The following is a 24,267-nucleotide window of genomic DNA, read 5'->3' on the forward strand; positions in this document are numbered from 1 at the left end:
CTGTAAGAGCGAAACCATAAGTAGCCGTTACCTAAAAAACGGATATACACCCAACATCAACGTAAAGAACCCGTATAGATTCACCCCCAGCCGTAACGTTTAAGTCGTCTCTATTGAGCAACTAATCCCCCCTCCACTACTGTGACCTCCACCCCAATAACCCCCGCAGGAAGTCATCGTGGAAAGTTCAACGTTAGGCATGATCGTCCTCTCAATGATCGCCCTGTTCGGCGCCGCCGCGTTTTGCTTCGAACAACTCGCCACCCGCGAATCAAAGAAAAAGAAAGCCAAATAAGCTGATCATCAAAAGCAGCAAAACCCCAGTGCTTCAAGGGATACCCTGCCCCCGGGTTATCCCTTTTTTCCGTTCGCCCACCCCACCGCCCTCTATACACCGTCTTAATGCCCAAACCCGCAATCAGTGCCCGAACTTGATACCCAACCTCTTAACCTCCCCGCGTCCGCAATCGCGGCTTATTAATCAGGGGAGTTCCACCGTGCTCACACTCAAGTTCATCTATATCGCCAGCGGCCTATGCGCCGTCGGGCTGTTCGCTTATCTGGGCTACGCCCTCATTCGCGCCGAAAAGTTCTAGGGAGCCCCACCATGTACGACATGATTTTTGTAGGCCTCTCCCTGGTGTTTTTCGCCGCGACAACCATGGCCATTGTCGCCATGGGCAAGATTTGAACGGAGCCTCGACATGCTAAGCACTTTGCTGGAATTTGCGCTGGTCCTGGGGTTGATGACCGGGCTCGCCGTGCTGATGGGCAAGTGGCTGACCCGGGTGTTTACCGGAACCCGCCACGCCCTGCCGGAACGTTATACCTATCGCTTGCTGGGCATCGACCCGCTGGAAACCATGAGCTGGGCCCGCTACGGTTCGGCCCTGTTGCTGTCGAACGCCGCGATGATGCTGCTCGGCTATCTCATCCTGCGGTTACAGGCCGTCATGCCGATCAACCCACTCGGGCTGGCCGCACAAACCCCGGACCTGGCGTTCAATACCGCCGCTTCCTTTATCACCAACACCAACTGGCAGGCGTACTCGGGCGAAACCAGCCTGTCGAACTTCAGCCAGATGGCAGTAATCACCTTCCTGATGTTCGTCGGCGCCACCTCGGGCGTGGTCGCCGCAGCCGGTTTTATCCGTGGCCTGAGTCGCTCAAGCTCGGCGGATATCGGCAACTTCTGGGTCGACTTCACTCGCACCCTGTACCGCGTGATGCTGCCGCTGTGCGTGGGCATGGCCCTGGTGTATGTGTGGCAAGGCATGCCGCAGACCTTTTCCTCCCAAGCCCTGGCCACCACCCTGGAAGGCGCGCAGCAACAACTGATTGTCGGCGCCGTGGCGAGCTTTGAATCGATCAAGCATATCGGCACCAACGGCGGCGGCTTCTTCAGCATGAACGCCGCACACCCGTTCGAAAACCCGACCCCGCTGACCAACGCCCTGCACATCCTCAGCATGTTGCTGATCCCGTCGGCGCTGACCTACACCTTCGGCAGCATGCTGCTGCAACGCCGTCAGGGCTGGGTGTTTTTCGGCACCTTCCTGGTGATGTTCTTAGGCTTTCTCGCGCTGGTGTACGGCGCCGAGCAAAACGGCAACCCGCTGCTGACCCAGGCCGGTGCCAACCAGACGCTGTCCATCGAGCAAAGCGGCGGCAATATGGAAGGCAAGGAGCTGCGTTTCGGCATCGCCGACAGCAGCCTGTTTATCGCCACCACCACCGCGGCCACCACCGGTTCGGTCAACGCGATGCATGACTCATTGACCCCCATGGGCGGCTTCGTGCCCCTGGCGCAGATGATGCTCAACTGCGTGTTCGGCGGCGACGGCGTGGGCTTTATCAACCTGATCCAGTACGCGCTGCTGACGGTGTTCCTGGTGGGCATGATGATCGGCCGCAGCCCGGAATTCCTCGGCAAGAAGATCGAGGCTCGGGAGATAAAACTGGTGATGCTCTCGGTGCTCGCGCACCCCATCAGCATCCTCGGTTTCACCGCCCTCGCCGCCCTGTGGCCCGACACCATGGCCAGCCTGAATAACCTCGGCCCCCACGGTTTCAGCGAGGTGCTCTACGCCTACACCTCGGGCACCGCCAACAACGGTTCGGCGTTCGCCGGGCTGAACGCCAATACGCCGTTCTTCAACACCACCATTGGCCTGGCGATGCTGGTCGGGCGCTTCTTCACCATGCTGCCGATGCTCGCCGTGGCCGGTTCCCTGGCGATGAAAAAGACCGTGCCTGCCGGCGCCGGCACCATCCCCACCGCAACCCCGCTGTTCATGGTGCTGGTGGTGTTTGTGGTGCTGGTGGTGGGCGGCCTGACTTTCCTGCCGGCGCTCGCGCTCGGTCCGCTGGTGGAGCAACTGCAGTTGCTGTCCGGCCAGACGTACAACTAAGGACACGTTGATGACGACTCAATCGATATTCAAAGGGCTGTTGCGCCCGGTGCTGGTTTCGGCAGTGTTTTTCATGGCGCTGACCGGCCTCGCCTACCCGGTCTTCACCACCTTTGCCGCGCAGTTGCTGTTCCCGTTCCAGGCCCAGGGCTCGCTGATTGAACGCGACGGATTGGTGATCGGCTCGGCGTTGATCGGCCAGGACTTTACCAGGCCCGGCTACTTCCACGGCCGCCCGAGCATGACCCTCGGTACCGACCCGCAAGACCCGAGCAAAAGTGTCTCCCAGCCGTACAACGCCGGTTCCAGCGGCGCCAGCAACCTGGGCCCTACCAGCCAGAAACTGGTGGACCAGGTCGCGGCCCGGGTTAAAGCCTACCGCCAGGACAACGGCCTCGCCGCCGAGGCCCAGGTGCCGGTGGATGCGGTCACCGCTTCCGCCTCCGGCCTGGACCCGCATATCTCCGTGGCCAACGCACGCATCCAGCTGGCCCGGGTCGCCCGCCTGCGACAGATCCCCGAAGCCGAACTGCTGCAACTGGTGAACGAAAACACCGCTGCCCGCACCCTCGGTTTGCTCGGCGAACCACGAGTCAATGTGCTGCAACTCAACCTCGCGCTGGACGCCCGTCTGCCTCTGCGCCAGCCCCCCATTGCGGCCAGTGAGTAAGAGATTCCCCCATGATCAAGAATGCTCGTTTACCTCTGTTTGATCGCGCCATCGTGCTCACCGCCTGCGGGGATGCGTTCAAGAAACTGCTGCCCCAGGCGCAGTGGAAAAACCCGGTGATGTTCGTCGTGTACCTGGGCAGCCTCCTCACCACGCTGCTGTGGTTCCAGTCCTTGGGTGGCCAGGGTGAAGCGCCCAGCGGCTTTATCCTCAGCATCTGTTTGTGGCTGTGGTTTACCGTGCTGTTCGCCAACTTTGCCGAGGCCCTGGCCGAAGGCCGCAGCCGTGCCCAGGCCGCCAGCCTGCGCGGGATGAAGCGCCAGACCCTGGCCAAGTTGCTGCAACAACCCAAACACGGCGCCCCATGGCTGCCGACCGAAGCCACGCTGTTGCGCAAAGACCAGGTGGTGTTGATCGAAGCCGGCGACCTGGTGCCGCTGGACGGCGTGGTGATCGAAGGCGTGGCCTCGGTGGATGAAAGCGCAATCACCGGCGAATCGGCACCGGTGATTCGCGAGGCCGGCGGCGACTTTTCCTCGGTCACCGGCGGCACGCGGGTGCTGTCGGACTGGCTGGTGGTGCGCATCAGCGTCAACCCGGGCGAGTCGTTCCTCGACCGCATGATCTCGATGGTCGAATCCGCCAAGCGTCAGAAAACGCCCAACGAAGTCGCCCTGACAATTTTGCTGGTGGGCCTGACCCTGTTGTTCCTGCTGGTGATCGCCACGCTGAGCCCGTACTCGATCTTTGCCGTGGCCATGAGTGGCAGTGGCAACGTGATCAGCGCCACGGTGCTGGTGGCGTTGCTGGTGTGCCTGATTCCCACCACCATCGGCGGCCTGCTCTCGGCCATCGGCGTGGCGGGCATGAGCCGCATGATGTCGGCGAATGTGATCGCCACTTCCGGCCGCGCCGTTGAGGCGGCGGGTGACATCGACGTGTTGCTGTTGGACAAGACCGGCACCATCACGTTGGGCAATCGCCAGGCCAGCAGTTTCCTGCCGGCACCGGGGGTCAAGGAAGCTGAACTGGCCGACGCGGCGCAACTGGCGTCCCTGGCCGACGAAACCCCGGAAGGCCGCAGCATCGTGGTGCTGGCCAAGCAGAAGTTCGACATCCGCGCGCGGGACATCAACGCCCTCGGCGCAAGCTTTGTGCACTTCACCGCGCAGACTCGCATGAGCGGCGTCGACCTGCCCGAAGGCCGCGGTATTCGCAAGGGTGCAGCGGATGCGATCCGCAGTCATATCGAAGCGCTCGGTGGGAGCTTTCCGGCTGCATTGCAGGCCAAGGTCGACGAAGTATCCCGACGCGGCAGCACTCCGCTGGTGGTCTCGGACGGGGCCAAAGCACTCGGCGTGGTGGAGCTCAAGGACGTGGTCAAGGGCGGCATCAAAGAGCGCTTCGCAGAACTGCGGCGCATGGGCATCAAGACCGTGATGATCACCGGCGACAACCGCCTGACCGCCGCCGCGATTGCGGTGGAAGCCGGCGTGGATGACTTCCTCGCCGAGGCGCGCCCGGAAGACAAGCTGCAACTGATCCGCGACTACCAGGCCCAGGGCAAGCTTGTGGCCATGACCGGCGACGGCACCAACGACGCCCCGGCGCTGGCCCAGGCCGACGTGGCGGTGGCGATGAACAGCGGCACCCAGGCAGCGAAAGAGGCCGGCAACATGGTCGACCTCGACAGCAACCCGACCAAGCTGATCGAAGTGGTCGAGGTGGGCAAGCAGATGCTGATGACCCGTGGCGCACTGACCACCTTCAGCGTGGCGAATGACGTGGCGAAATATTTCGCGATCATCCCGGCGGCGTTTGTCGCGACCTATCCGCAACTCGGTGCGTTGAACGTGATGCACCTGAGCAGTCCCAACTCGGCGATCCTCAGTGCGGTGATTTTCAACGCGTTGATCATCGTGGCGCTGATTCCCTTGGCACTGCGCGGCGTGACGTACCGGGCGATTGGCGCGGCGGCATTGCTCAATCGCAACCTGCTGATCTATGGCCTGGGCGGGGTGCTGGTGCCGTTTGCCGGGATCAAGCTGATTGACCTGGTGCTGACCGGGCTGGGTCTCGTGTAGCACCGCAAACCCAATGTGGGAGCGGGCTTGCTCGCGAATACGGAGTGTCAGCCAACTCGTCTGTCACTGACACACCGCTTTCGCGAGCAAGCCCGCTCCCACCATTGAACCGCATTGACCAGGAATGACATGCCCGCATTAAACGAAGAACGCCCCGACCCCGACGCCCTTCTCGCCCGGGTCCAGCAGGAAGAACAGGCCGCCTTGCGCGGCAAACTGCGTATCTACTTCGGCTCCAACGCCGGGGTGGGCAAGACCTGCGCCATGCTTGACGCGGCGCAACGGGAAGTCAGCCTGGGCCGCGACGTACTCGCCGGTGTGGTGGAAACCCACGGCCGCCAGGAAACCGCCAACCTGCTCAACGGCCTCGAACAACTGCCCCGCGCCCAACGCCTGCATCACGATTTCACCCTCACCGAATTCGACCTCGACGCCGCCCTGCAACGCCATCCCGCCGTGCTGCTGGTGGATGAACTGGCCCACAGCAACGTGCCCGGCTCGCGCCACCCGAAACGCTGGCAAGACGTGGAAGAACTGCTCAGCGCCGGCATCGACGTGTGGACCACCCTCAACGTCCAGCACCTGGAAAGCCTTAACGATCTGGTGAGTGGGATCATCGGCATTCGCGTGCGGGAAACCGTACCGGACCACGTGTTCGACAATGCCCACGAAGTGGTCGTCGTGGACCTGCCGCCGGATGATCTACTGCAACGCTTGAAGGACGGCAAGGTGTACCTGGGCCCTCAGGCCGAGCGCGCCTCGCGGCACTTTTTCCGCAAGGGCAACCTGCTCGCCCTGCGGGAACTGGCCCTGCGCCGCACGGCCGACCGGGTCGACACGCAGATGCGCGTGTACCGTCGCGAACAGTCGATCAAGACCCTGTGGCCCGCCCGCGAGCGATTGCTGGTAGGCGTGGCCGGTGACGCCGGTGATGAACGCCTGGTGCGAGAAGCCGCGCGCCTGGCGCAAAAGCTCGAGGCGGACTGGATCGTGGTGCACGTCGCCGCAGCCCAGGGCCGCGGCGCCAAGCGTTATCTCACGGCGATGAAAACCCTGGCGCTGGCCAGCGAATTCGGCGCCGACACCGCGACATTGCCGGGCATGGACGTCGCCGAAGCACTGGCCGCCTGTGCCCGGGAACACAACGCCAATCGCCTGGTGCTCGGCCATCATCCGCGCCGGGCGTGGCGGTTCTGGCATCAGTCGGTGAGCGACCGGATCAGCCGGCACCATCCGCAGATCGACCAGATCGTGATCGCCCATGGCCTGCTGCCGGGCACCGCGCCAGTCATTGAAAAAACCGCACCCGCCCCCGGCCGGACCCTCGCCTACCTCTGGTCCACACTCGCCTGTTTCACCGCCAGCGCCATCGCCGCGCTGCTGCTGCAAGTGTTCGACCTGGCCAACGTGGTGATGCTGTTCCTGCTCACGGTGGTGCTGGTGGCCCTGCGGTTTGGACGCGGCCCCGGCGTGTGGGCAGCGATGCTCGCGGTGCTGTGTTTCGACTTCTTTTTCGTCCAGCCGCGCTACTCGTTTACCGTCAACGACACCCAGTATTTCTTCACCTTCGCGCTGATGCTCGGCATCGCCCTGATCACCGGGCAACTCACCGCCCGCCTGCGCCACGAAGCGCGCACCGCCGCTGCCCGGGAACGCCGCGCTACTTCCCTGGCGCGTCTGGCCCGGGACCTGTCGGCCGCGTTGACCGTGGAGCAGATCAGCGAAGTGGCGCTGCGCACCTTCAGCGGCGTGTTCGAGGCGCGGGTCGGCCTGGCCTTGCCGGACGCCGCCGACGGCGTGCACAGCGTGGGCGCGGGCGGGCTGCCGATCGACGACAGCATCGCCCAATGGACCTACGACCACGGCCAGTCCGCCGGCCAGGGCACCGACACCTTGTCCGCCGCCAAGGGTTGCTACCTGCCGCTCAAGGCGCCGATGCGCGTGCGCGGTGTGCTGGTGCTGGAACTGGCGCAAAGCGAACGCCTCAACGAGCCAGAAGAGCGCCGCCTGCTGGAAGCCTGCATGAGCCAATTGGCGATTGCCCTGGAGCGCGTGCACTTCGTCGAAGTGGCGCAAAGCACGATGGTGCAGATGGAAGGCGAGAAAATGCGCAACACCTTGCTCGCGGCGATTTCCCACGACCTGCGCACCCCCCTGACCACACTGATCGGCGCCGCCGACACCGCCCTGCCCCATGCGCCGCCGGGGCCGCTGACCGCGTTGCTGCACGGTATTCATGAGCAGGCGACTTCGATGCAACGCTTGATCGAAAACTTGCTGGACATGGCCCGCATGCAGGAGCGCGGTGTGCGACTCAACCGGCAATGGCATTTGCTGGAAGAGATCGTCGGCAGCGCCCTGCGCCAGTTGCGTGAACCACTGGCCCGGCATGTGGTGAACACGACGCTGGACCCGCAATTACCGCTGGTGGAAGTCGACGCGCTGCTGATCGAACGGGTGCTGGTCAACCTGCTGGACAACGCCGCCAAATACACCCCGCCTGGCACGGTCATCACCGTTACCGCCCGTTCCGTTTCCGACAGCATCCTGCTGGAAGTCAGCGACACCGGCCCGGGCAGCGCGCCGGCCAATCTGTTCGAACCGTTTGCCCGTGGCCAGCAGGAATCCTCGGTCGCCGGAATCGGCCTGGGCCTGGCCCTGGCCAAGCGCATCGTCGAAGCCCACGGCGGGCGCATCGAAGCCAGACCCGGCAGCGAGCGCGGCATGCATTTCGTCATCACTTTACCGGCGGGTACTCCGCCCCCAATGGACGCCCTATGAGCACTGCACGCATTCTGATTGTTGAAGACGAGGCCAACATCCGCCGTTTTGTCGGCATCGCCCTGCAGGATGAGGGCTTCCAGGTGTTCGAGGCCGACAGCGTCAAACGCGCGTTGATCCACGCTTCCAGCCGTCAGCCGGACCTGGTGATCGTCGACCTCGGCCTGCCGGACGGCGACGGCAAACAGCTGATCAGCGAGCTGCGGGGATGGCTGGCGGTGCCGATCCTGGTGTTGTCGGCACGGGATCGCGAAGAGGAAAAAGTCGCCGCCCTGGACGCCGGCGCCGATGACTACCTGACCAAACCCTTCGGCGTACCCGAGTTGCTCGCGCGCATCCGTGCGCAACTGCGCCGTCATGGGCAGACCGGCACCGTGGCGGCCACCAGCAAGGTGGCGTTTGGCGATATCGAGGTGGACCTGGCGACCCATGAAGTGTGGCGCCAAGGCCTGCCGGTGCACCTGACGCCCATCGAATACCGCCTGCTGTGCGCGATGATTCGCGGGCAGAGCCGGGTGCTGACCCATCGGCAATTATTGCTCGAGGTGTGGGGCCTGGATTACGTGGACCGCGCCCACTACCTGCGGGTGCACATGGCGCACCTGCGGCAGAAGCTGGAGGCGGACCCGGCCCAGCCGCAGTACTTCATCACCGAGTTGCAGGTGGGCTACCGACTGGTGGGCTTGTGAACAGGTGCGCGGCGGCGAAGTCGACAAACACGCGAATTTTCGGCGAGAGGTGCCGGCTGGATGGCCACAGGGCCCAGAACTGGCCCTGGTCATCGGAATGGCCGTCGAGCACGGTTTCCAGCTGGCCCTGGGCGAGGGCTTCGCGCGCCAGGAAGTCCGGCACGTAGGCAATCCCATGGCCGTCCATCGCGGCCCGGAGCATGGCCTCCATGTTGTTCAGGGTCAGCGCGGTGGGCAGGCGCAATTGGGTGATGGCCGGGTTGGCGGACAAGGTCCAGTCCATGATTTTGCCGGTGGTGGCGAAGCGGTAACGCAAGCACGGGTGATGCTCCAAATCGCTCAGGGACTCTGGCCGGCCGTTGGCCCGTAGGTACTCGGGTGATGCGCACAGCACAAACCTGAACGGTCCCAGTTTGCGGGCCATCAGGGTCGAGTCCGCCAGACCGCCGCTGCGGATGACCACGTCGAAGCCCTCCTCGATCACATCCACCAGATGGTCGTTGAAATCCAGCTCCAGTTCGATCTCGGGGTAGGCTTTGCGGAACGCCCTCATGTGCGGAAAGAGAAAGCGATAACCGATGGTGGGCAGGCTGACCCGCAGTTTGCCCCGGGGTGCCTGCATCGCATGGGAAAGCATGGCGCGGGCGTCTTGCAGGTCGTCGAGAATTTTCCGACTGCGCTCGTAGAACAATTGGCCTTCGGCGGTGAGGCTGACCTTGCGCGTACTGCGGTGCAACAGCCGCACATTCAGTGACGCCTCAAGCTTGGCGACATTCTTGCCCACCGCCGAAGCGGAAATCCCCATCGCCCGGGCCGCGCCGGTGAAGCTCAGGGCTTCCGCGGTTTTCACGAAGGCGATCACGCCGCTCAAGTTATCGGTCACGTCATTGCATCCATTCAGTCCGTTATGAACGGAATGTAAGCCCGTTTATCCGTGATTGCATCCTGATTAGAGTCTTTTAATCTTCAAACTCGCGGGAATGCCCCTATGAACACGACAACCGAATCTGCGCCCGCCCATGGCCGATATTCCATCCTGGCGGCCATTTGCCTGGCCGCCCTGGTATTGCCCATGAGCTTTACCGGCGGCGCCGTCGCCACGCCCTTTATCGGCCAGGCATTTGCCGCCCAGCCCAGCCAGCTGGCGTGGATCACCAACGCATTCATGCTGAGTTTCGGCAGCCTGTTAATGGCCGCCGGCACCCTAGCCGACCTGTATGGGAGAAAGCGTCTTTTCTTGTGGGGCATGGCGCTGTTTACCGTGGTCTCCTTGCTGCTGGCAGTGGCACCGGGGATTTTCTGGCTGGATGTGTTGCGTGGCGTGCAGGGCGTCGCGGCGGCTACGGCATTGGCCGGTGGCTGTGCGGCGCTGGCCCAGGAGTTTGACGGCCATGCCCGCACCCGCGCCTTCAGCTTGCTGGGCACCACATTCGGTGCAGGCCTGGCGTTTGGGCCATTGCTGTCGGGGGTGCTGATCGAGCACTGGGGCTGGCGCTCGATTTTTCTCGGCACTGCATTATTGGCCGGTATTTCGCTGCTGTTTGCCGCGCCCAAAATGCGTGAAAGCCGCGACCCGCAAGCGATGCGGCTGGACACCGCTGGTGTACTGACGTTTTCCGCAATGCTGGTAGCCCTGACCACGGCGGTGATCCTCGCGCCGGAGCACGGCTGGACGTCGCCGTTGGTTGATGCCCTGCTGATCGCGGCGGCGGTGTTTTTGCTGGTGTTTATCCTCGTCGAAAACCGCTCCAGCCAACCGATGCTAGAGCTGCGGCTGTTTCGCTTCCCGCGTTTTATTGGCGTGCAGCTCCTGCCGATCGGTACCTGTTACTGCTACATCGTGCTGATCGTGTTGCTGCCCCTGCGGTTTATCGGTGTGGAAGGCGCCAGCGCGCTGGACGCGGGTTTGATGATGCTCGCGTTATCGGCACCGATGCTGGTGGTGCCGATGATCGCCGCATCGCTGACCCGCTGGCTCTCAGCAGGACTGTTGTGTGCCATTGGCTTGCTGATCGCGGCGGTGGGCCTGTGGGGATTAAGCCTGGCCAACCAGCCTGCGCAGACCATAGCCGCAATGCTGGTCATCGGGATCGGCACCGGGCTGCCGTGGGGTTTGATGGATGGTTTGGCGATCAGCGTGGTGCCCAAGGAGCGCGCGGGAATGGCGGCGGGGATTTTCAACACCACCCGCGTGGCCAGTGAAGGCGTGGCGCTGGCGATCACGATGGCAGTATTGGGCGCATTGGTGGCACATCACCTGAAGGGTCTCGCAGGGGCCGACGTGTCAGTGATTGCCCAAGGCCTGGTCATGGGCAACGTGCAACTGGCCTCGGCCGCCCTTCCGCCGGAAGCACTGCGCAGCGCCTACATCGCGGGGTTCAACACGTTGCTGCAACTGCTCGCGGGATTCACCGTGCTGACGGCGTTGGTGGTCCTGGCCTTCATGGGGCGAAACAGCATTGCACCCGTGCAAACCGAACCGGGCATTCAGTCGTTGAGCTGAATCCCAGGCACAAAAAAGCCCGCTCAATGAGCGGGCTTCCTGTGGTACCTGGCGTTCAGCGTTCCAGGTGACCGAATATGGCGCAGCGGACGGGACTCGAACCCGCGACCCCCGGCGTGACAGGCCGGTATTCTAACCGACTGAACTACCGCTGCGCGTAACACATAAAGCGAATGGTGGGTGATGACGGGATCGAACCGCCGACATTCTGCTTGTAAGGCAGACGCTCTCCCAGCTGAGCTAATCACCCTTCACTTTCGGTGTGGGGCGCATTCTATAGCATTTTTCCGTAATGTCATGATTTAAATGCAATTTATTTAAAATATTTTGTCTTCGACCCCGCGCACCCCGAAAAACCGGCGCTTTGGGTGCAAACGCGAGTCTATTGCGTTTGCCCAAGCCTTGGCCCCACAATTAACAATTATTCTCAATAACACCTGGGCCGGGTCTTATGTCTGTGGGTGAACCGCCGTTCCAACGGGAGATTACCGAGCTGTACAGCGAGCATCACGGCTGGCTGTTCACTTGGTTGCGCCGAAAACTGGGCTGTACCCATAACGCCGCCGACGTGGCGCAGGACACCTTCGCGCGGATTCTGCACGCCCGCGAGTCGGTGACCGCCATCCGCGAACCCCGCGCCTATTTAAGTACCACCGCCAGGCGGCTGATCATCGACCAGGCACGGCGCAAGCAGATTGAGCACGCCTACCTTCAGGAATTGATGCTGACGGTGGAAACCCTGGAAGGTTTCCAGTCGCCCGAACAGATCCACACCACCCTGGAAGCCCTCGAGCACATTGCCTTCATGCTGGAAGGCATGCACGACAATATGCGCCAGGCGTTTGTGCTGTATTACCTCGAAGACCTGACCCAGCAGCAAATCGCCCGCCACCTGAAATTGTCGGAGCGTACGGTACGCAAGTATTTGATCCAGGCCCTGCTGCATTGCTGCCACAGCGTGGATATCTGAACCGCACATGCCCGCCTCCCGCCAACAGATCGACGAACAAGCCGCCGAATGGATGATTCGCCTGCACGAAGGTGAATTGACCGAGGCCCAGCGCCAGGCGTTCGAGCGCTGGAAGCAGCAAGGCCCGCAACACGCCGCATCAGCAGCGCGCATGGAAGATGTGATTGCGCGGATGCAGGCCCTGCGCGGGCAAAAGGCACCGGCCCGGGCGGCCTTGAGTGCGGCCTTTCCCCGGCATGGGAAGGCGCGCAAAAACTACGTCCGCGCGTTGGTACTGGCCTGCAGCCTGGGCCTTCCCGCCATGGCGCTGCTCTACAGTCCTTATCCACAACAATGGATGGCCGATGTGCACAACGGTCCCGGCGAATGGAAAACCCTGCGGCTGGCGGACGGCTCGACGCTGACCCTGAACGGCATCAGTGCGGCGAATCTGCATTTCGACAGCCGGCAGCGCCGCATCGAATTGCTGCAAGGTGAGATCCTGGTGGAAGTGGCCCACGATGGCGAACGGCCATTTGTGGTGCAGACCGCCCAAGGCACCCTGCGCGCCCTGGGTACGCGATTTGTGGTCAGGCGCGAGGATGACGTTACGGTGCTGAGCATGCTCGAATCCCGCGTGGCGGCAAAAAGCGCGAACGGGCAGCAGACACTGGAAGTTGATGCGGGCTCGCAGGCGCGACTCAGCAAAGATGCCGTGCGGCTCTCGGGCAGCGTCGATACGGCGAGCATCAATGGGGCCTGGCGCCGCCATCAACTGGTGGTGGATAACCGACCGTTGCCGGAAGTGCTGGATGAGATCGCCCGTCACCGTTCGGGCCGCTTGCAGTTTGATCGCGCCGCACTGGCCAGTCTCAAGGTCTCGGCCGTACTTCCCCTGGATGACACCGACCGCACCTTGCAGATGCTGGCTCAAACCCTGCCGATCACGCTGAAAACCTTTACGCCGTGGCTGATGATCGTCAGCCCGGATACCGAGAGCAAAAAATAATTATCCAAATTGTTTCCGCTTTGTTTAACGCTACCCGTCAAGGAAGGTATATCGATAACTAAAGGACTGCCATCGTCATGCCGCTCCCTTCCAAACCCCGCAGACGCCTGCTGAGCAGCGCGCCGCTGACCCTCACACTGCTCGCGACGACGCTGCTCAATACCCATCTGGCCCAGGCCGATACGGTAAACGTCGCGGCCCAAGCCTACGACATACCTGCAGGGCCGCTGGGCGCCACACTTAACCAGTTCGCCCAGCAAGCGGGCGTGGCTATCGTGTTCCAGTCCCAGAACCTGCAGGGGCTGAATGGGCCGGGGCTGAAAGGCACTTATAGCGTGGACGCAGGGTTCGACAGGCTGTTACAGGGCAGCGGCTACCGCGTGATCAAAGGTGATCAGGTGTACGCGCTCGAAGCTGACCCTGCCGCCACCGACGCCATGGAACTAGGCCCGACCCAGGTCAGCTCCAACCAGTTGGGCAACGTTACTGAAGGGACTGATTCCTACACTCCAGGCAGCATCGCGACTGCGACGCGGCTGGTGCTGACCCCCAAGGAAACCCCGCAATCGGTGACCGTCGTCACCCGCAAACACATGGATGACTTCGGCCTGAACAACGTCGACGACGTGATGCGCCACACCCCGGGCATCACCGTGTCGGCCTTCGACACCGACCGCACCAACTACTACGCCCGCGGTTTCTCCATCAATAACTTCCAGTACGACGGCATTCCTTCCACCGCGCGCAACGTCGCCTATTCGGCGGGCAATACCCTGAGCGACATGGCGATCTATGATCGGGTCGAAGTGCTTAAAGGCGCCACCGGCCTGCTCACGGGTGCCGGCTCATTGGGTGCCACGATCAACCTGGTGCGCAAGAAACCCACGGCTGACTTCCAGGGCCATGCCAGCCTCGGCGCGGGCTCTTGGGACAACTACCGCAGCGAACTGGACGTCAGCGGCCCGATGACCGAAAGCGGCAACGTCCGTGGCCGGGCCGTCGCGGCGTATCAGGACAAGCGCTCGTTCATGGACCGTTACTCGCGCAAAAGCCCGGTGTACTACGGCATCATGGAATTCGACCTGTCCCCCGACACGATGCTGACCGTGGGCGGCGACTATCAGGACAGCCTGCCCACCGCCTCGAGCTGGTCCGGCAGTTTTCCGCTGATCAACGCCAATGGCGATCGCAATAGCGTAAAGCGCTCGTTCAACAACGCGGCCAACTGGAGCAGTTGGGAGCAATACACCCGTACCGCCTTCGCCATGCTTGAACATGACCTCGGCAACGGCTGGGTGACCAAACTGCAACTGGACCACAAGATCAACGGCTACCATGCACTGATGGCTTCGATTCAGGGTGACGAGCCCCGTGCAGACGGCACCGCACATGTCACTTCGCAAAAATACACCGGGGAAACCGTCAGCGACTCCGCCGACCTGTACGCAAGCGGCCCCTTCAGCCTGGGCGGCCGTGAGCATGAACTGGTGGTGGGCGGCTCCATCGGCATTTCGGACTGGAACGGCAAGGGCTACTGGAACCTCGCCCCCAACCTCGTCGACTTCAATAACTGGCACGGCCACGCCCCCCAACCTTACTGGGGCGCGCCGCAGCAATACATCGACGACACCATTCGCCAGACCGGCGCCTACATGACCACACGCCTGAACCTGGCCGATGACCTGAAGCTGCTGCTCGGTGGCCGCGTGGTCAATTACCACCTGACCGGCAATAACCCGTCCTACCGCGAGACCGGACGCTTCGTACCGTATGTCGGCGTGGTGTATGACCTGGATGAAACCTACTCGGTCTACGCCAGCTACACCGATATCTTCATGCCCCAGGAGAACTACAACCGCGACCGGCAAAACCAGTTGCTTGAGCCGGACGAAGGCCAAAACTACGAGCTGGGCATGAAGGCTGATTTCTTCGACGGACGCCTGAACGCCAGCGCAGCGTACTTCGAGGTCCATGAAAACAACCGCGCCGTTTCCGACGACGACTACAACAACCTGAAACCTACACCGCAGAACTATGCCTACAAAGGCACCAAGGCCGTCACCAAGGGCTACGAGCTTGAAGTGTCCGGCGAGTTGAGCCCGGGCTGGCAGATTCAGGCCGGCTACACCCACAAGGTGGTGCGTGACGACCAGGACCAGAAGATTTCCACGTTCGAGCCCGAAGACCAGGTCAAGCTGTACACCACTTATAAGCTCAAAGGCGACCTGGACAAGCTGACCGTCGGCGGTGGCGTGCGCTGGCAAAGCGTGGGCTGGCAGGACATCTACAACACCCCCCATGGCGGTTATGAAGAGTTCTCCCAGGAGGCGTACTGGCTGGTGGACTTGATGACCCGTTACCAGATCACCAAGAACGTGTCGGCGACCCTGAACGTCAACAACATCTTCGACAAATCCTACTACACCAACATCGGCTTCTATAACTCCGCCGCTTATGGTGAGCCGCGCAACTTTATGGTCACCACCCGCTGGGATTTCTGAACCCAATCAAAAACGCCCCCGATCACGGTACATGATCGGGGGCGTTTTTCTGACTGATGGTTTTAGCAAACCCCAGACGGCAAAAAGCCCGCTCAATGAGCGGGCTTCCTGTGGTACCTGGCGTTCAGCGTTCCAGGTGACCGAATATGGCGCAGCGGACGGGACTCGAACCCGCGACCCCCGGCGTGACAGGCCGGTATTCTAACCGACTGAACTACCGCTGCGCGTAACACATAAAGCGAATGGTGGGTGATGACGGGATCGAACCGCCGACATTCTGCTTGTAAGGCAGACGCTCTCCCAGCTGAGCTAATCACCCTTCACTTTCGGTGTGGCGCGCATTCTACGGAGCGACCCATAGTCTGGCAAGCACTTTCTTAAATAATTTTTTTCAGGCCTTCCAATGGCTTAGCGAGGGTTGGCCTATGACGCCATGAGGAGAATAATGCCCCCCTTTGTATATAAGGAGAGACTCACCCCATGTGGTTCAAAAACCTGCTTATCTATCGCCTGACCCAAGATCTGCCTGTTGATGCCGAGGCGTTGGAAACTGCACTGGCCACCAAACTGGCGCGCCCTTGTGCAAGCCAGGAGTTGACCACTTACGGTTTCGTCGCCCCTTTCGGTAAAGGCGAAGACGCGCCCCTGGTACACGTCAGCGGTGATTTCCTGCTGATCGCTGCGCGCAAGGAAGAACGTATCCTGCCGGGTAGCGTGGTGCGTGATGCGGTGAAGGAAAAGGTCGAAGAGATCGAAGCCGAGCAAATGCGCAAGGTCTACAAAAAGGAACGCGACCAGATCAAGGATGAAATCATCCAGGCCTTCCTGCCGCGCGCGTTCATCCGTCGCTCGTCGACCTTCGCCGCCATCGCGCCGAAACAAGGCCTGATCCTGGTGAACTCCGCCAGCCCGAAACGTGCCGAAGACCTGCTGTCCACCCTGCGTGAAGTGATCGGCACCCTGCCAGTACGTCCGCTGACCGTGAAAACCGCGCCAACCGCCATCATGACCGACTGGGTCACCACCCAGAAACCGGCCGATGACTTCTTCGTCCTCGACGAATGCGAACTGCGCGACACCCACGAAGACGGCGGCATCGTGCGCTGCAAACGCCAGGACCTGACCGGCGAAGAGATCCAGCTGCACCTGACCACCGGCAAAGTCGTGACCCAATTGTCCCTGGCCTGGCAGGACAAGCTGTCCTTCATGCTGGACGACAAAATGACCGTCAAGCGCCTGAAGTTCGAAGACCTGCTGCAGGATCAGGCGGAACAGGACGGCGGCGACGAAGCACTGGGCCAGCAGGACGCCAGCTTTACCCTGATGATGCTGACGTTTGGCGACTTCCTGCCGGCGTTGGTTGAGGCACTGGGTGGCGAAGAAACCCCACAAGGTATCTAAAGCCTTGTGAAGATCAAAATGTGGGAGCGGGCTTGCTCGCGAATGCGTCCTTTCAGTTGATATCTTCCTGGCTGACACACCGCATTCGCGAGCAAGCCCGCTCCCACATTTGATCGCATGCGCACTTCCAAAATCGAATAACAAGGACCAACCCCATGCGTGCACTCGCCGCCTTGAGCCGTTTCGTCGGCAATACCTTCGCCTACTGGGTGCTGATTTTTGCCGTGGTTGCGTTCCTGCAACCCGCCTGGTTTCTCGGCCTCAAAGGCGCCATCGTGCCGCTGTTGGGCCTGGTAATGTTCGGCATGGGGCTGACCCTCAAACTTGAAGATTTCGCTGAAGTCGCGCGCCATCCGTGGCGCGTGGCATTGGGTGTGGTCGCGCATTTCGTGATCATGCCCGGCGTGGCCTGGCTGCTGTGCCAGGTCTTTCACCTGCCACCGGAAATTGCCGTCGGTGTGATCCTCGTCGGCTGCTGCCCGAGCGGCACGTCGTCCAACGTCATGACCTGGCTGGCCCGAGGCGACCTGGCCCTGTCGGTGGCCATTGCAGCCGTCACCACCCTCCTCGCTCCGCTGCTGACGCCCGCGCTGATCTGGCTGCTGGCCTCGGCCTGGTTGCCGGTGTCGTTCATGGAGTTGTTCTGGTCGATCCTGCAAGTGGTACTGCTGCCGATCGTGTTGGGCGTGGTGGCGCAGCGCTTGCTGGGCGCCCGGGTACGGCATGCGGTCGAGGTGTTGCCGCTGGTGTCGGTGGTCAGCATCGTGGCGATTGTCGCCGCCGTGGTGGCGGCCAGCCAGGCGAAGATTGCCGAGTCGGGCCTGCTGATCATGGCGGTGGTGATCCTGCATAACACCTTTGGCTTCCTGCTGGGCTATTTCACCGGCCGTGTGTTCGGGCTGCCGCTGGCACAACGCAAATCCCTGTCGCTGGAAGTGGGCATGCAGAACTCCGGCTTGGGCGCCGCACTGGCAAGTGCGCATTTCTCGCCGCTGGCGGCGGTGCCGAGTGCGCTGTTCAGCGTCTGGCACAATATTTCCGGGGCACTCCTGGCTACGTACTTCCGGCGGATGAGCGAAAAGGAAGACCGCGAATTGTTGGCGGGCAAGTCCGAAACTTGATCACCTGATCAATATTCGGCAATCTACCGGGCTTCGCGGGGACGACCCTGCGACGCAATCAAGCGCTTAATCCGGGGACGACCCCACCTAAGAAGGGAGGTCATCATGTCCTGGATCATTCTGTTTTTTGCCGGACTGTTTGAAGTCGGCTGGGCCGTCGGACTGAAATACACCGACGGTTTCAGCAAGCCACTGCCCACGGCCCTGACGATTGCCGCCATGGCCGTCAGCCTCGGGTTGCTGGGGTTGGCCATGAAGGAACTGCCGCTGGGTACCGCCTATGCCATCTGGACCGGTGTCGGTGCAGTGGGCACGGTGATTGCCGGGATTATCCTGTTCGGGGAGTCCATGGCGCTGTTTCGACTGGCCAGTGTGGCGTTGATTATCTGCGGGCTCATTGGCCTCAAGATCAGCGCTTAGGTAGGCACCAGATCGTTCCCACGCTCTGCGTGGGAACGCATCCTGTGACGCTCCGCGTCACGACTCTAAAGGCAGACGCAGAGCGACCACGGCGGCATTCCCACGCAGAGCGTGGGAACGATCAACTACCTGACACTCCCGCGCAATTCCCCCACCACCCCATGCAACGCCTCGGGCGTCGCCGCCTCCACCGTTACCGGCGCGCCGGCCACCAGGGTCACTCGCGACCAGATCCGGTGGAAGAAGCCCTTGTTCGGATCGCGACTGAAGAAACTCCCCCACAACCCCTGCAACGCCATCGGAATCACCGGCACCGGCGTCTCTGCAAGAATCCGCGTCACGCCGCTTCGGAACTCGTTCATCTCGCCATCGGAGGTCAATTTTCCTTCCGGGAAGATGCACACCAGCTCGCCGTCCTTAAGGTAGTGGGCAATCCGCTGGAAGGCCTTTTCGTAGATCTGGATGTCCTCATGCCGCCCGGCAATCGGAATCGCCCCGGCAGTGCGGAAGATAAAGTTCAAAACCGGCAGGTTGTAGATCTTGTAGTACATGACAAAACGAATCGGCCGACGCACCGAACCGGCAATCAACAGCGCATCGACAAACGACACGTGATTGCACACCAGCAACGCCGCGCCCTCGTCTGGGATCAGCTCGAGGTTCTTGTGCTCGACGCGGTACATGGAATGGCTGAGCAGCCAGATCATGAAACGCATGGTGAACTCGGGCACGATCTTGAAGATGTAGGTGTTGACCGCGATGTTCAGCAGCGACACCACCAGGAACAGCTCGGGAATCGACAGCTTGGCCACGCTCAGCAGCAGGATCGAGACGATCGCCGAGACCACCATGAACAGCGCATTGAGAATGTTGTTGGCCGCGATCACCCGCGCCCGCTCGTTCTCGGCGGTACGCGACTGAATCAACGCGTACAGCGGCACGATATAGAAGCCGCCGAATACGCCAAGGCCGAGGATATCGAACAACACCCACCACGCCTGGCCGTAACTCAGCACGGCGATCCAGTCGTTGGCCTGGACGTTCTGCGGGAAGCCGCCGGAATGCCACCACAACAGCAGGCCGAACACGGTCAAACCGAACGAGCCGAACGGCACCAGGCCGATCTCGACTTTGCGCCCGGAGAGCTTTTCGCACAGCATCGAACCCAGTGCGATGCCCACCGAGAACACCGTGAGGATCAGCGTTACCACAGTCTCGTCGCCGTACATCCATTCCTTGGCGTAGGCCGGGATTTGCGTCAGGTAGATCGCGCCGACAAACCAGAACCACGAGTTGCCGACAATCGAGCGCGACACCGCCGGTGTCTGCCCCAGGCCGAGCTTCAAGGTGGCCCAGGACTGACTGAAGATATTCCAGTTCAGGCGCATCTCGGGGCTGGACGCCGCCGCGCGCGGAATGCTGCGGCTGGCCAGGTAGCCCAGCACCGCAATGCCGACGATGGCGGTCGAGACCACCGGCGCGTAATGGGTGGACGACATCATGATCCCGGCGCCAATGGTGCCCGCGAGGATCGCGAGGAACGTGCCCATTTCCACCAGGCCATTGCCGCCCACCAGCTCATCTTCGTGCAGGGCCTGGGGCATGATCGAGTACTTCACCGGCCCGAACAGCGCCGAGTGCGTGCCCATGGCAAACAGCGCCAGCAGCATCAGCTCCAGGTGGTTGAACATGAAACCCACCGCGCCCACGGACATGATCACGATTTCGCCGATCTTGATCACCCGGATCAGCGCGTCCTTGTTGAACTTCTCGCCAAATTGCCCGGCCAGGGCCGAGAACAGGAAGAACGGCAGGATAAACAGCAGCGCGCAGAGATTGACCCAGATCGAGCGGTCGCCCTCGATGGTCAGCTTGTAGAGAATCGCCAGGATCAACGACTGCTTGAATATATTGTCGTTGAACGCACCAAGGGACTGGGTAATGAAGAACGGCAGGAAACGCCGTTTGCGCAGCAAAGTGAATTGCGAGGGGTGGCTCATCGTCCGTGTTCCTGCGTGGCCTGAAGGCTGTTATTGGTTTTTCCAGGCCACGACTTTACCTAATCCTGCTTACTTATTCGCTAGTCCTGCAATGCACGGCGATACAAAAAGCTCGCCTTTATAGGCGCCCTGCACCGTGCGCTTGGCGACGATCAGCCACATCAGCGCCAGCGCCGCCACCAACACGCAACCAACGATGCTGAAAAAACCCAGGTGCAAGGTGCTCGCCAGTTTCAGCGTGGCCAGCGAGTACACGCCCAACGGGAAGGTGAAGCCCCACCAGCCAAGGTTGAACGGGATACCGGCCCGCAGGTAACGCAGGGTGATCAGCACCGCGATCAGCATCCACCACAAGCCGAAGCCCCACAGGGTGATGCCTGCGACCAGGCCGATGCCGTTGGCCATCTCACCGACGCCGGGCAGACCGTTGGCGGCAAAGATGGCAGGTGCATCACCGCCCAGTACCAGCATGCCCAGGGCACCGGTGCCGATGGGACCGAGAGCCAGCCAGCTCGACGCGGCCATATTGGCGTGTGGCAGTTTATGCAGGGCCATGCGCAGCATCAGGATGGTCAGGATGCTGAACGCCACCGGCAGGGAAAACGCCCACAGCACGTAGCTGGTCACCAGCATCACCAGTTGCGAATGGGCGTCGGCCAGGTGCGGCGCCAACAGGCCACCGCTGGCGGCGGCGACTTCCGCGGCCACCACCGGCAACAGCCACACGGCAGTCATCTGGTCGATGCTGTGTTCCTGGCGGGTGAACATCATGAACGGGATCAGCACCCCGCAGGCCAGGGCCATCGCGACGTCGAGCCACCACAGCACCTCGGCCAGTTGCACCACGCCATCCCCCCAGCGCGGCACGCCGAACAGCAGGAAGCCGTTGATAATGGTCGCCAGGCCCATGGGGATGGTGCCGAAGAACATCGACACCGTGGAGTGCCCGAAAATGCGCCGGGCCTCGTGGAAAAACATCACCCAGCGCGCCGCATACAGCACGCTGAACAGCACAAACAGGCCGATGGTAAACAGCCACAGCCCTTCGGCCACGGCGTGCAGCCCCGCCAGGTTGACCGGCAATTGCGCCAGCGCCAACGCCAGCACCCCGGTGCCCATGGTGGCGGCAAACCAGTTGGGGGTGAACTGGCGAATCACTTCCCGGGGACGGGTCAGGTAACTGAAGGGTTTCAAGCTGCTGTGAAGCGTATTCGGGCAAGTCATGGTGTAGTCCTCTTCCTCGCATGAGGTTGAGACCATGGTAGAACCGAATCGAATATCTATATAACGGGTAATATCTCTAACTGTTATCTGTTTCGTAGATATACCATTAAATGCTGCCTTCGGTTTCAATCACCAGAATCCGTGCGGGGCCCTGTGGATGGGCCACATGCTCGGTGCCGACACTGGCGTAGAAGATGTCGCCTACCTGAAGCAAGGCCATCTGTTCGCTGCCGTTTTCGCGATAGTGCATCTGCACCTGGCCATCAAGCACCACGAACACCTCTTCGCCGTCATTCACGTGCCAGCGATACGGCTGGTCGGTCCAATGCAAACGGGTGGTGATGCCGTTCATATTGGCGATGTCCAGCGCCTCCCAGGCGCGGGTGCCGGTGAATTCTTTGCTGCGGATGATCTTCATGGGTGAATCCCAAGGCGTAAGGGTGACGAATTATTACCGAATCAATTACCCGCCGTCGCCCTGCTCTTCGCCAAATCCTGCATTAGCAACGCCACCAACGCGCCGAGTGCCAATACGATCAGCACCACGCCATAACCGTCGGTGGTGGCGATCAAACCGAAGGTGCGCGTCAAGTTGCCCGCCAACAGCGACGGCACACAGAACGCCAGGTAACTCAGCACATAGAACGCCGACATCAAGCCCGCCCGCTCATGGGGCAAGGCCAACGGCAAGACGCTGCGCAGCGCACCGAGGAATCCCGAGCCAAAACCACCGCCGGCGATCAGCGTGGCCATGAAGAACAGCGGCAGGCTGGCGCTGTGGACGGCCGTGAGGATCAGCGCAACACCCACCGCCAGCAGCACGGCGCCCAACCGCAGGACTTTGTCCGCCGGGCGGTTGCGCAGGCTGAAAATCATCACCGCCCCGCTCAGCGTCAACACCGCCACCAGTCCGCCGCCGATCAGGTTCGAGGTGGACCCGGTCGCCGCCCGCACCAGCGAGGGCGCCAGGGACAGATAAAAACCGCCCATGGCCCATACGGCTACGTCTACCGGCAACGAGATCCACAAGGCGCGGCGGGCCTGGGGCGGTACATGCAAGGTGGGCCATAGCGAGGCCAGGGCCCCCGGAATCCGGCTGACTGTCTCCGGCAGGCGCCAGACGTACAATGCCTGCAGGATCATCAACCCGAGCAGGGTCCAGTAAATCAACGTGGTCGGCATCGGCGCGAACTCCACCAGCAGGCTGCAGCCCATGGCCCCGCAGGCCATGCCCAGCAAAGGCGCTACGCTGTTGATCAGCGGGCCTTGCTGGCGGTCGGTGTCGAGCAATGCGGCGCCCAGCACAGCGGTGGCCATGCCGGTGGCAAAGCCTTGTACCGTGCGGGCGGCAATCAGCCAGCCGACGCTGTCGGCATTGATAAACAGCAGCATCGCCAGCATATCGACGAGCAGCGCGGCAAAAATGACCGGCTTGCGCCCCAGGTGGTCCGACAGCGACCCCACGGTCAGCAATGCAGCCAGCAGGCTCAAGGCGTAAATGCCAAATACCAGGGTCAACATCGCCGCCGAAAAGTGCAGGCCCTCTTGATAGAGGTGGTACAACGGGGTCGGCGCGCTGGAGGCGGCGAGAAACGTCAGCAAGGTGATCGCCAGAAACACCAGGCTGGAACGATGAGAAGTAACGCTGGACATGGGCACGCTCCGCTAAAGCTAATATTTTGCTTTTGCGGAGTGTGCTACCGGATGGCGCTTAAAGCAAATTCTTTGTGTTAAGGTTTTACGCATGGCGATAAAAGAAGGGCTCCGCCCGGGGGGCCGTAGTGCCCGGGTCCAGGAATCAGTGCATTCGGCAGTGCGCGAATTGCTCGAAGAGCAGGACCGTTCCAGCGTGACCGTGCCGCAGATAGCCACGCGCGCCGGAGTGACGCCTTCGACCATCTACCGGCGCTGGGGTGACTTGGCGGCGCTGCTGGCCGATGTTGCGATGGCCCGTCTGCGCCCGGACAGTGAGCCGGCTGATACCGGCAGCCTGCGCGGAGACCTGCGGGCCTGGGGTGAGCAATACCGTGATGAGATGAGCTCTGACCTTGGCCGCGAGATGATGCGTGATGTGCAATGCAGTCAGGCGCCGGGGTATTGCGTGGGGATTCTCACCGGGCAGTTGGAGACGATCCTGGATCGGTACACCGACGACGCCGGGACACTTCCCAGCGTGGATCGGCTGATCAATTTGATCGTTGCGCCCACCGTGTTTCGCAGTTTGTTTTCTACTGTGCCGTTGGAGGTTGAGGAGCTGCATGAGTTGATTGAGTTGGCTTTGCGGGGGTGAGGTGGTTTTTGGGTTTGGGTGTATATCCGTTGCTGCGGTAACGGCCACTTATGGTTCCGCTCTTACAGCGGCTCACTTTTGAAAAGCGCAAAAGTAAGCAAAACGCTCTTGCCCCACCACTCGGCACCTCGCCTAGGCTCGGTGTGCCCTCACTCCGGCTTTGGACCGTGGGCCGCCGTCATGGGCCATCCTTGGCCCAGGACGGCTAACCTGG

Annotated in this window: 19 protein-coding genes and 4 tRNA genes; 14 read left to right on the forward strand and 9 right to left on the reverse strand. The window is 61.8% G+C overall.

Annotated elements, in window-relative coordinates:
* Positions 1-497 precede the first annotated feature (497 nt).
* The 6 genes from kdpF (at position 498) to HX824_RS25055 (ending at position 8,635) form a co-directional block, all read left to right on the forward strand.
* Positions 498-596, forward strand: a complete 99-nt coding sequence (gene kdpF / locus HX824_RS33005) for a K(+)-transporting ATPase subunit F (RefSeq protein WP_003219423.1) — start codon at positions 498-500, stop codon at positions 594-596.
* A 108-nt stretch (positions 597-704) separates the two neighbouring features.
* On the forward strand, positions 705-2,411 hold the full coding sequence (kdpA, locus tag HX824_RS25035) for a potassium-transporting ATPase subunit KdpA (RefSeq protein WP_177010104.1): 1,707 nt from the start codon (positions 705-707) through the stop codon (positions 2,409-2,411).
* 10 nt (positions 2,412-2,421) lie between these two features.
* Positions 2,422-3,081 carry a K(+)-transporting ATPase subunit C gene (kdpC, locus tag HX824_RS25040; protein WP_177055273.1) on the forward strand — a complete coding sequence of 220 codons (660 nt, stop codon included), beginning with the start codon at positions 2,422-2,424 and terminating at the stop codon, positions 3,079-3,081.
* 11 nt (positions 3,082-3,092) lie between these two features.
* The gene (gene kdpB / locus HX824_RS25045) at positions 3,093-5,165 is read left to right on the forward strand and encodes a potassium-transporting ATPase subunit KdpB (protein ID WP_087695258.1); all 2,073 of its coding nucleotides are present in this window, start codon (positions 3,093-3,095) and stop codon (positions 5,163-5,165) included.
* Positions 5,166-5,294: 129 nt separating this feature from the next.
* Positions 5,295-7,946 (forward strand): sensor histidine kinase KdpD, encoded by a 2,652-nt coding sequence (locus HX824_RS25050; protein WP_177055274.1) that lies wholly within the window; start codon positions 5,295-5,297, stop codon positions 7,944-7,946.
* Positions 7,943-8,635, forward strand: a complete 693-nt coding sequence (locus tag HX824_RS25055) for a response regulator (protein WP_003219430.1) — start codon at positions 7,943-7,945, stop codon at positions 8,633-8,635. The genes HX824_RS25050 and HX824_RS25055 overlap by 4 nt, the downstream gene beginning before the upstream one ends.
* Here the strand turns inward: HX824_RS25055 and HX824_RS25060 are convergent.
* Positions 8,595-9,518: a LysR family transcriptional regulator gene (locus tag HX824_RS25060; RefSeq protein WP_177055275.1), complete on the reverse strand. Its 924-nt coding sequence runs from the start codon at positions 9,516-9,518 to the stop codon at positions 8,595-8,597. The two genes, HX824_RS25055 and HX824_RS25060, sit on opposite strands and share 41 nt — an antisense overlap.
* Before the next feature lie 105 nt (positions 9,519-9,623).
* On the opposite strand from HX824_RS25060, the gene HX824_RS25065 reads away from it, so the two are divergent.
* Positions 9,624-11,138 carry an MFS transporter gene (locus HX824_RS25065; RefSeq protein ID WP_177055276.1) on the forward strand — a complete coding sequence of 505 codons (1,515 nt, stop codon included), beginning with the start codon at positions 9,624-9,626 and terminating at the stop codon, positions 11,136-11,138.
* Between the two features lie 78 nt (positions 11,139-11,216).
* Here the strand turns inward: HX824_RS25065 and HX824_RS25070 are convergent.
* Positions 11,217-11,293: transfer RNA gene (locus tag HX824_RS25070), tRNA-Asp, on the reverse strand.
* 19 nt (positions 11,294-11,312) lie between these two features.
* Positions 11,313-11,388: transfer RNA gene (locus HX824_RS25075), tRNA-Val, on the reverse strand.
* A 201-nt stretch (positions 11,389-11,589) separates the two neighbouring features.
* Between HX824_RS25075 and HX824_RS25080 the strand changes: the two genes are divergently transcribed.
* From HX824_RS25080 to HX824_RS25090, 3 genes are all read left to right on the forward strand, one after another.
* On the forward strand, positions 11,590-12,108 hold the full coding sequence (locus HX824_RS25080) for a sigma-70 family RNA polymerase sigma factor (protein WP_177055277.1): 519 nt from the start codon (positions 11,590-11,592) through the stop codon (positions 12,106-12,108).
* Positions 12,109-12,115: 7 nt separating this feature from the next.
* Positions 12,116-13,096: a FecR family protein gene (locus tag HX824_RS25085; RefSeq protein WP_177055278.1), complete on the forward strand. Its 981-nt coding sequence runs from the start codon at positions 12,116-12,118 to the stop codon at positions 13,094-13,096.
* Between the two features lie 77 nt (positions 13,097-13,173).
* The gene (locus tag HX824_RS25090; RefSeq protein ID WP_087695264.1) at positions 13,174-15,597 is read left to right on the forward strand and encodes a TonB-dependent siderophore receptor; all 2,424 of its coding nucleotides are present in this window, start codon (positions 13,174-13,176) and stop codon (positions 15,595-15,597) included.
* 147 nt (positions 15,598-15,744) lie between these two features.
* Here HX824_RS25090 and HX824_RS25095 read toward each other — a convergent pair.
* Positions 15,745-15,821, reverse strand: a tRNA-Asp gene (locus HX824_RS25095).
* 19 nt (positions 15,822-15,840) lie between these two features.
* Positions 15,841-15,916 (reverse strand) — tRNA-Val (locus HX824_RS25100).
* 161 nt (positions 15,917-16,077) lie between these two features.
* On the opposite strand from HX824_RS25100, the gene rdgC reads away from it, so the two are divergent.
* The 3 genes from rdgC to sugE all read left to right on the forward strand — a co-directional run bounded on the left by rdgC (position 16,078) and on the right by sugE (position 18,539).
* Complete coding sequence (rdgC, locus tag HX824_RS25105; protein WP_008430455.1) at positions 16,078-16,998, forward strand: recombination-associated protein RdgC; 921 nt, start codon at positions 16,078-16,080, stop codon at positions 16,996-16,998.
* 155 nt (positions 16,999-17,153) lie between these two features.
* Entirely contained in the window at positions 17,154-18,119 is a 966-nt protein-coding gene (locus HX824_RS25110; protein WP_003212369.1) for a bile acid:sodium symporter family protein, read from the forward strand.
* A gap of 105 nt (positions 18,120-18,224) precedes the next feature.
* Positions 18,225-18,539 (forward strand): quaternary ammonium compound efflux SMR transporter SugE, encoded by a 315-nt coding sequence (gene sugE / locus HX824_RS25115; protein WP_003190128.1) that lies wholly within the window; start codon positions 18,225-18,227, stop codon positions 18,537-18,539.
* Positions 18,540-18,664: 125 nt separating this feature from the next.
* On the opposite strand, the gene HX824_RS25120 is transcribed toward sugE, so the two are convergent.
* From HX824_RS25120 to HX824_RS25135, 4 genes are all read right to left on the reverse strand, one after another.
* Complete coding sequence (locus HX824_RS25120; RefSeq protein WP_177010113.1) at positions 18,665-20,539, reverse strand: MFS transporter; 1,875 nt, start codon at positions 20,537-20,539, stop codon at positions 18,665-18,667.
* A gap of 69 nt (positions 20,540-20,608) precedes the next feature.
* Positions 20,609-21,763 carry a TDT family transporter gene (locus HX824_RS25125; RefSeq protein WP_177055280.1) on the reverse strand — a complete coding sequence of 385 codons (1,155 nt, stop codon included), beginning with the start codon at positions 21,761-21,763 and terminating at the stop codon, positions 20,609-20,611.
* A 106-nt stretch (positions 21,764-21,869) separates the two neighbouring features.
* Complete coding sequence (locus HX824_RS25130) at positions 21,870-22,181, reverse strand: cupin (protein WP_177055282.1); 312 nt, start codon at positions 22,179-22,181, stop codon at positions 21,870-21,872.
* A 41-nt stretch (positions 22,182-22,222) separates the two neighbouring features.
* Positions 22,223-23,416: an MFS transporter gene (locus HX824_RS25135; RefSeq protein ID WP_177055284.1), complete on the reverse strand. Its 1,194-nt coding sequence runs from the start codon at positions 23,414-23,416 to the stop codon at positions 22,223-22,225.
* A 91-nt stretch (positions 23,417-23,507) separates the two neighbouring features.
* Here HX824_RS25135 and HX824_RS25140 point away from each other — a divergent pair, with 91 nt between their 5' ends.
* Positions 23,508-24,053 (forward strand): TetR/AcrR family transcriptional regulator, encoded by a 546-nt coding sequence (locus HX824_RS25140; RefSeq protein WP_032898567.1) that lies wholly within the window; start codon positions 23,508-23,510, stop codon positions 24,051-24,053.
* The last annotated feature ends 214 nt before the right edge of the window (positions 24,054-24,267 follow it).

Origin of the sequence: Pseudomonas sp. D4002 (genome assembly GCF_013385665.1) — a bacterium.
In the GTDB taxonomy this organism is placed as follows: Bacteria; Pseudomonadota; Gammaproteobacteria; order Pseudomonadales; family Pseudomonadaceae; genus Aquipseudomonas.

Bases quoted from the DNA above. Each gene is read 5' to 3' on its own strand.
- HX824_RS25125 (WP_177055280.1), bottom strand. From the start codon at position 21,763: ATGACTTGCCCGAATACGCTTCACAGCAGCTTGAAACCCTTCAGTTAC.
- HX824_RS25140 (WP_032898567.1), top strand. From the start codon at position 23,508: ATGGCGATAAAAGAAGGGCTCCGCCCGGGGGGCCGTAGTGCCCGGGTC.
- kdpC (WP_177055273.1), top strand. From the start codon at position 2,422: ATGACGACTCAATCGATATTCAAAGGGCTGTTGCGCCCGGTGCTGGTT.
- HX824_RS25135 (WP_177055284.1), bottom strand. From the start codon at position 23,416: ATGTCCAGCGTTACTTCTCATCGTTCCAGCCTGGTGTTTCTGGCGATC.
- HX824_RS25080 (WP_177055277.1), top strand. From the start codon at position 11,590: ATGTCTGTGGGTGAACCGCCGTTCCAACGGGAGATTACCGAGCTGTAC.
- sugE (WP_003190128.1), top strand. From the start codon at position 18,225: ATGTCCTGGATCATTCTGTTTTTTGCCGGACTGTTTGAAGTCGGCTGG.
- HX824_RS25130 (WP_177055282.1), bottom strand. From the start codon at position 22,181: ATGAAGATCATCCGCAGCAAAGAATTCACCGGCACCCGCGCCTGGGAG.
- HX824_RS25120 (WP_177010113.1), bottom strand. From the start codon at position 20,539: ATGAGCCACCCCTCGCAATTCACTTTGCTGCGCAAACGGCGTTTCCTG.
- kdpA (WP_177010104.1), top strand. From the start codon at position 705: ATGCTAAGCACTTTGCTGGAATTTGCGCTGGTCCTGGGGTTGATGACC.
- rdgC (WP_008430455.1), top strand. From the start codon at position 16,078: ATGTGGTTCAAAAACCTGCTTATCTATCGCCTGACCCAAGATCTGCCT.
- kdpB (WP_087695258.1), top strand. From the start codon at position 3,093: ATGATCAAGAATGCTCGTTTACCTCTGTTTGATCGCGCCATCGTGCTC.
- HX824_RS25055 (WP_003219430.1), top strand. From the start codon at position 7,943: ATGAGCACTGCACGCATTCTGATTGTTGAAGACGAGGCCAACATCCGC.
- HX824_RS25085 (WP_177055278.1), top strand. From the start codon at position 12,116: ATGCCCGCCTCCCGCCAACAGATCGACGAACAAGCCGCCGAATGGATG.
- HX824_RS25090 (WP_087695264.1), top strand. From the start codon at position 13,174: ATGCCGCTCCCTTCCAAACCCCGCAGACGCCTGCTGAGCAGCGCGCCG.
- HX824_RS25050 (WP_177055274.1), top strand. From the start codon at position 5,295: ATGCCCGCATTAAACGAAGAACGCCCCGACCCCGACGCCCTTCTCGCC.
- HX824_RS25110 (WP_003212369.1), top strand. From the start codon at position 17,154: ATGCGTGCACTCGCCGCCTTGAGCCGTTTCGTCGGCAATACCTTCGCC.
- HX824_RS25065 (WP_177055276.1), top strand. From the start codon at position 9,624: ATGAACACGACAACCGAATCTGCGCCCGCCCATGGCCGATATTCCATC.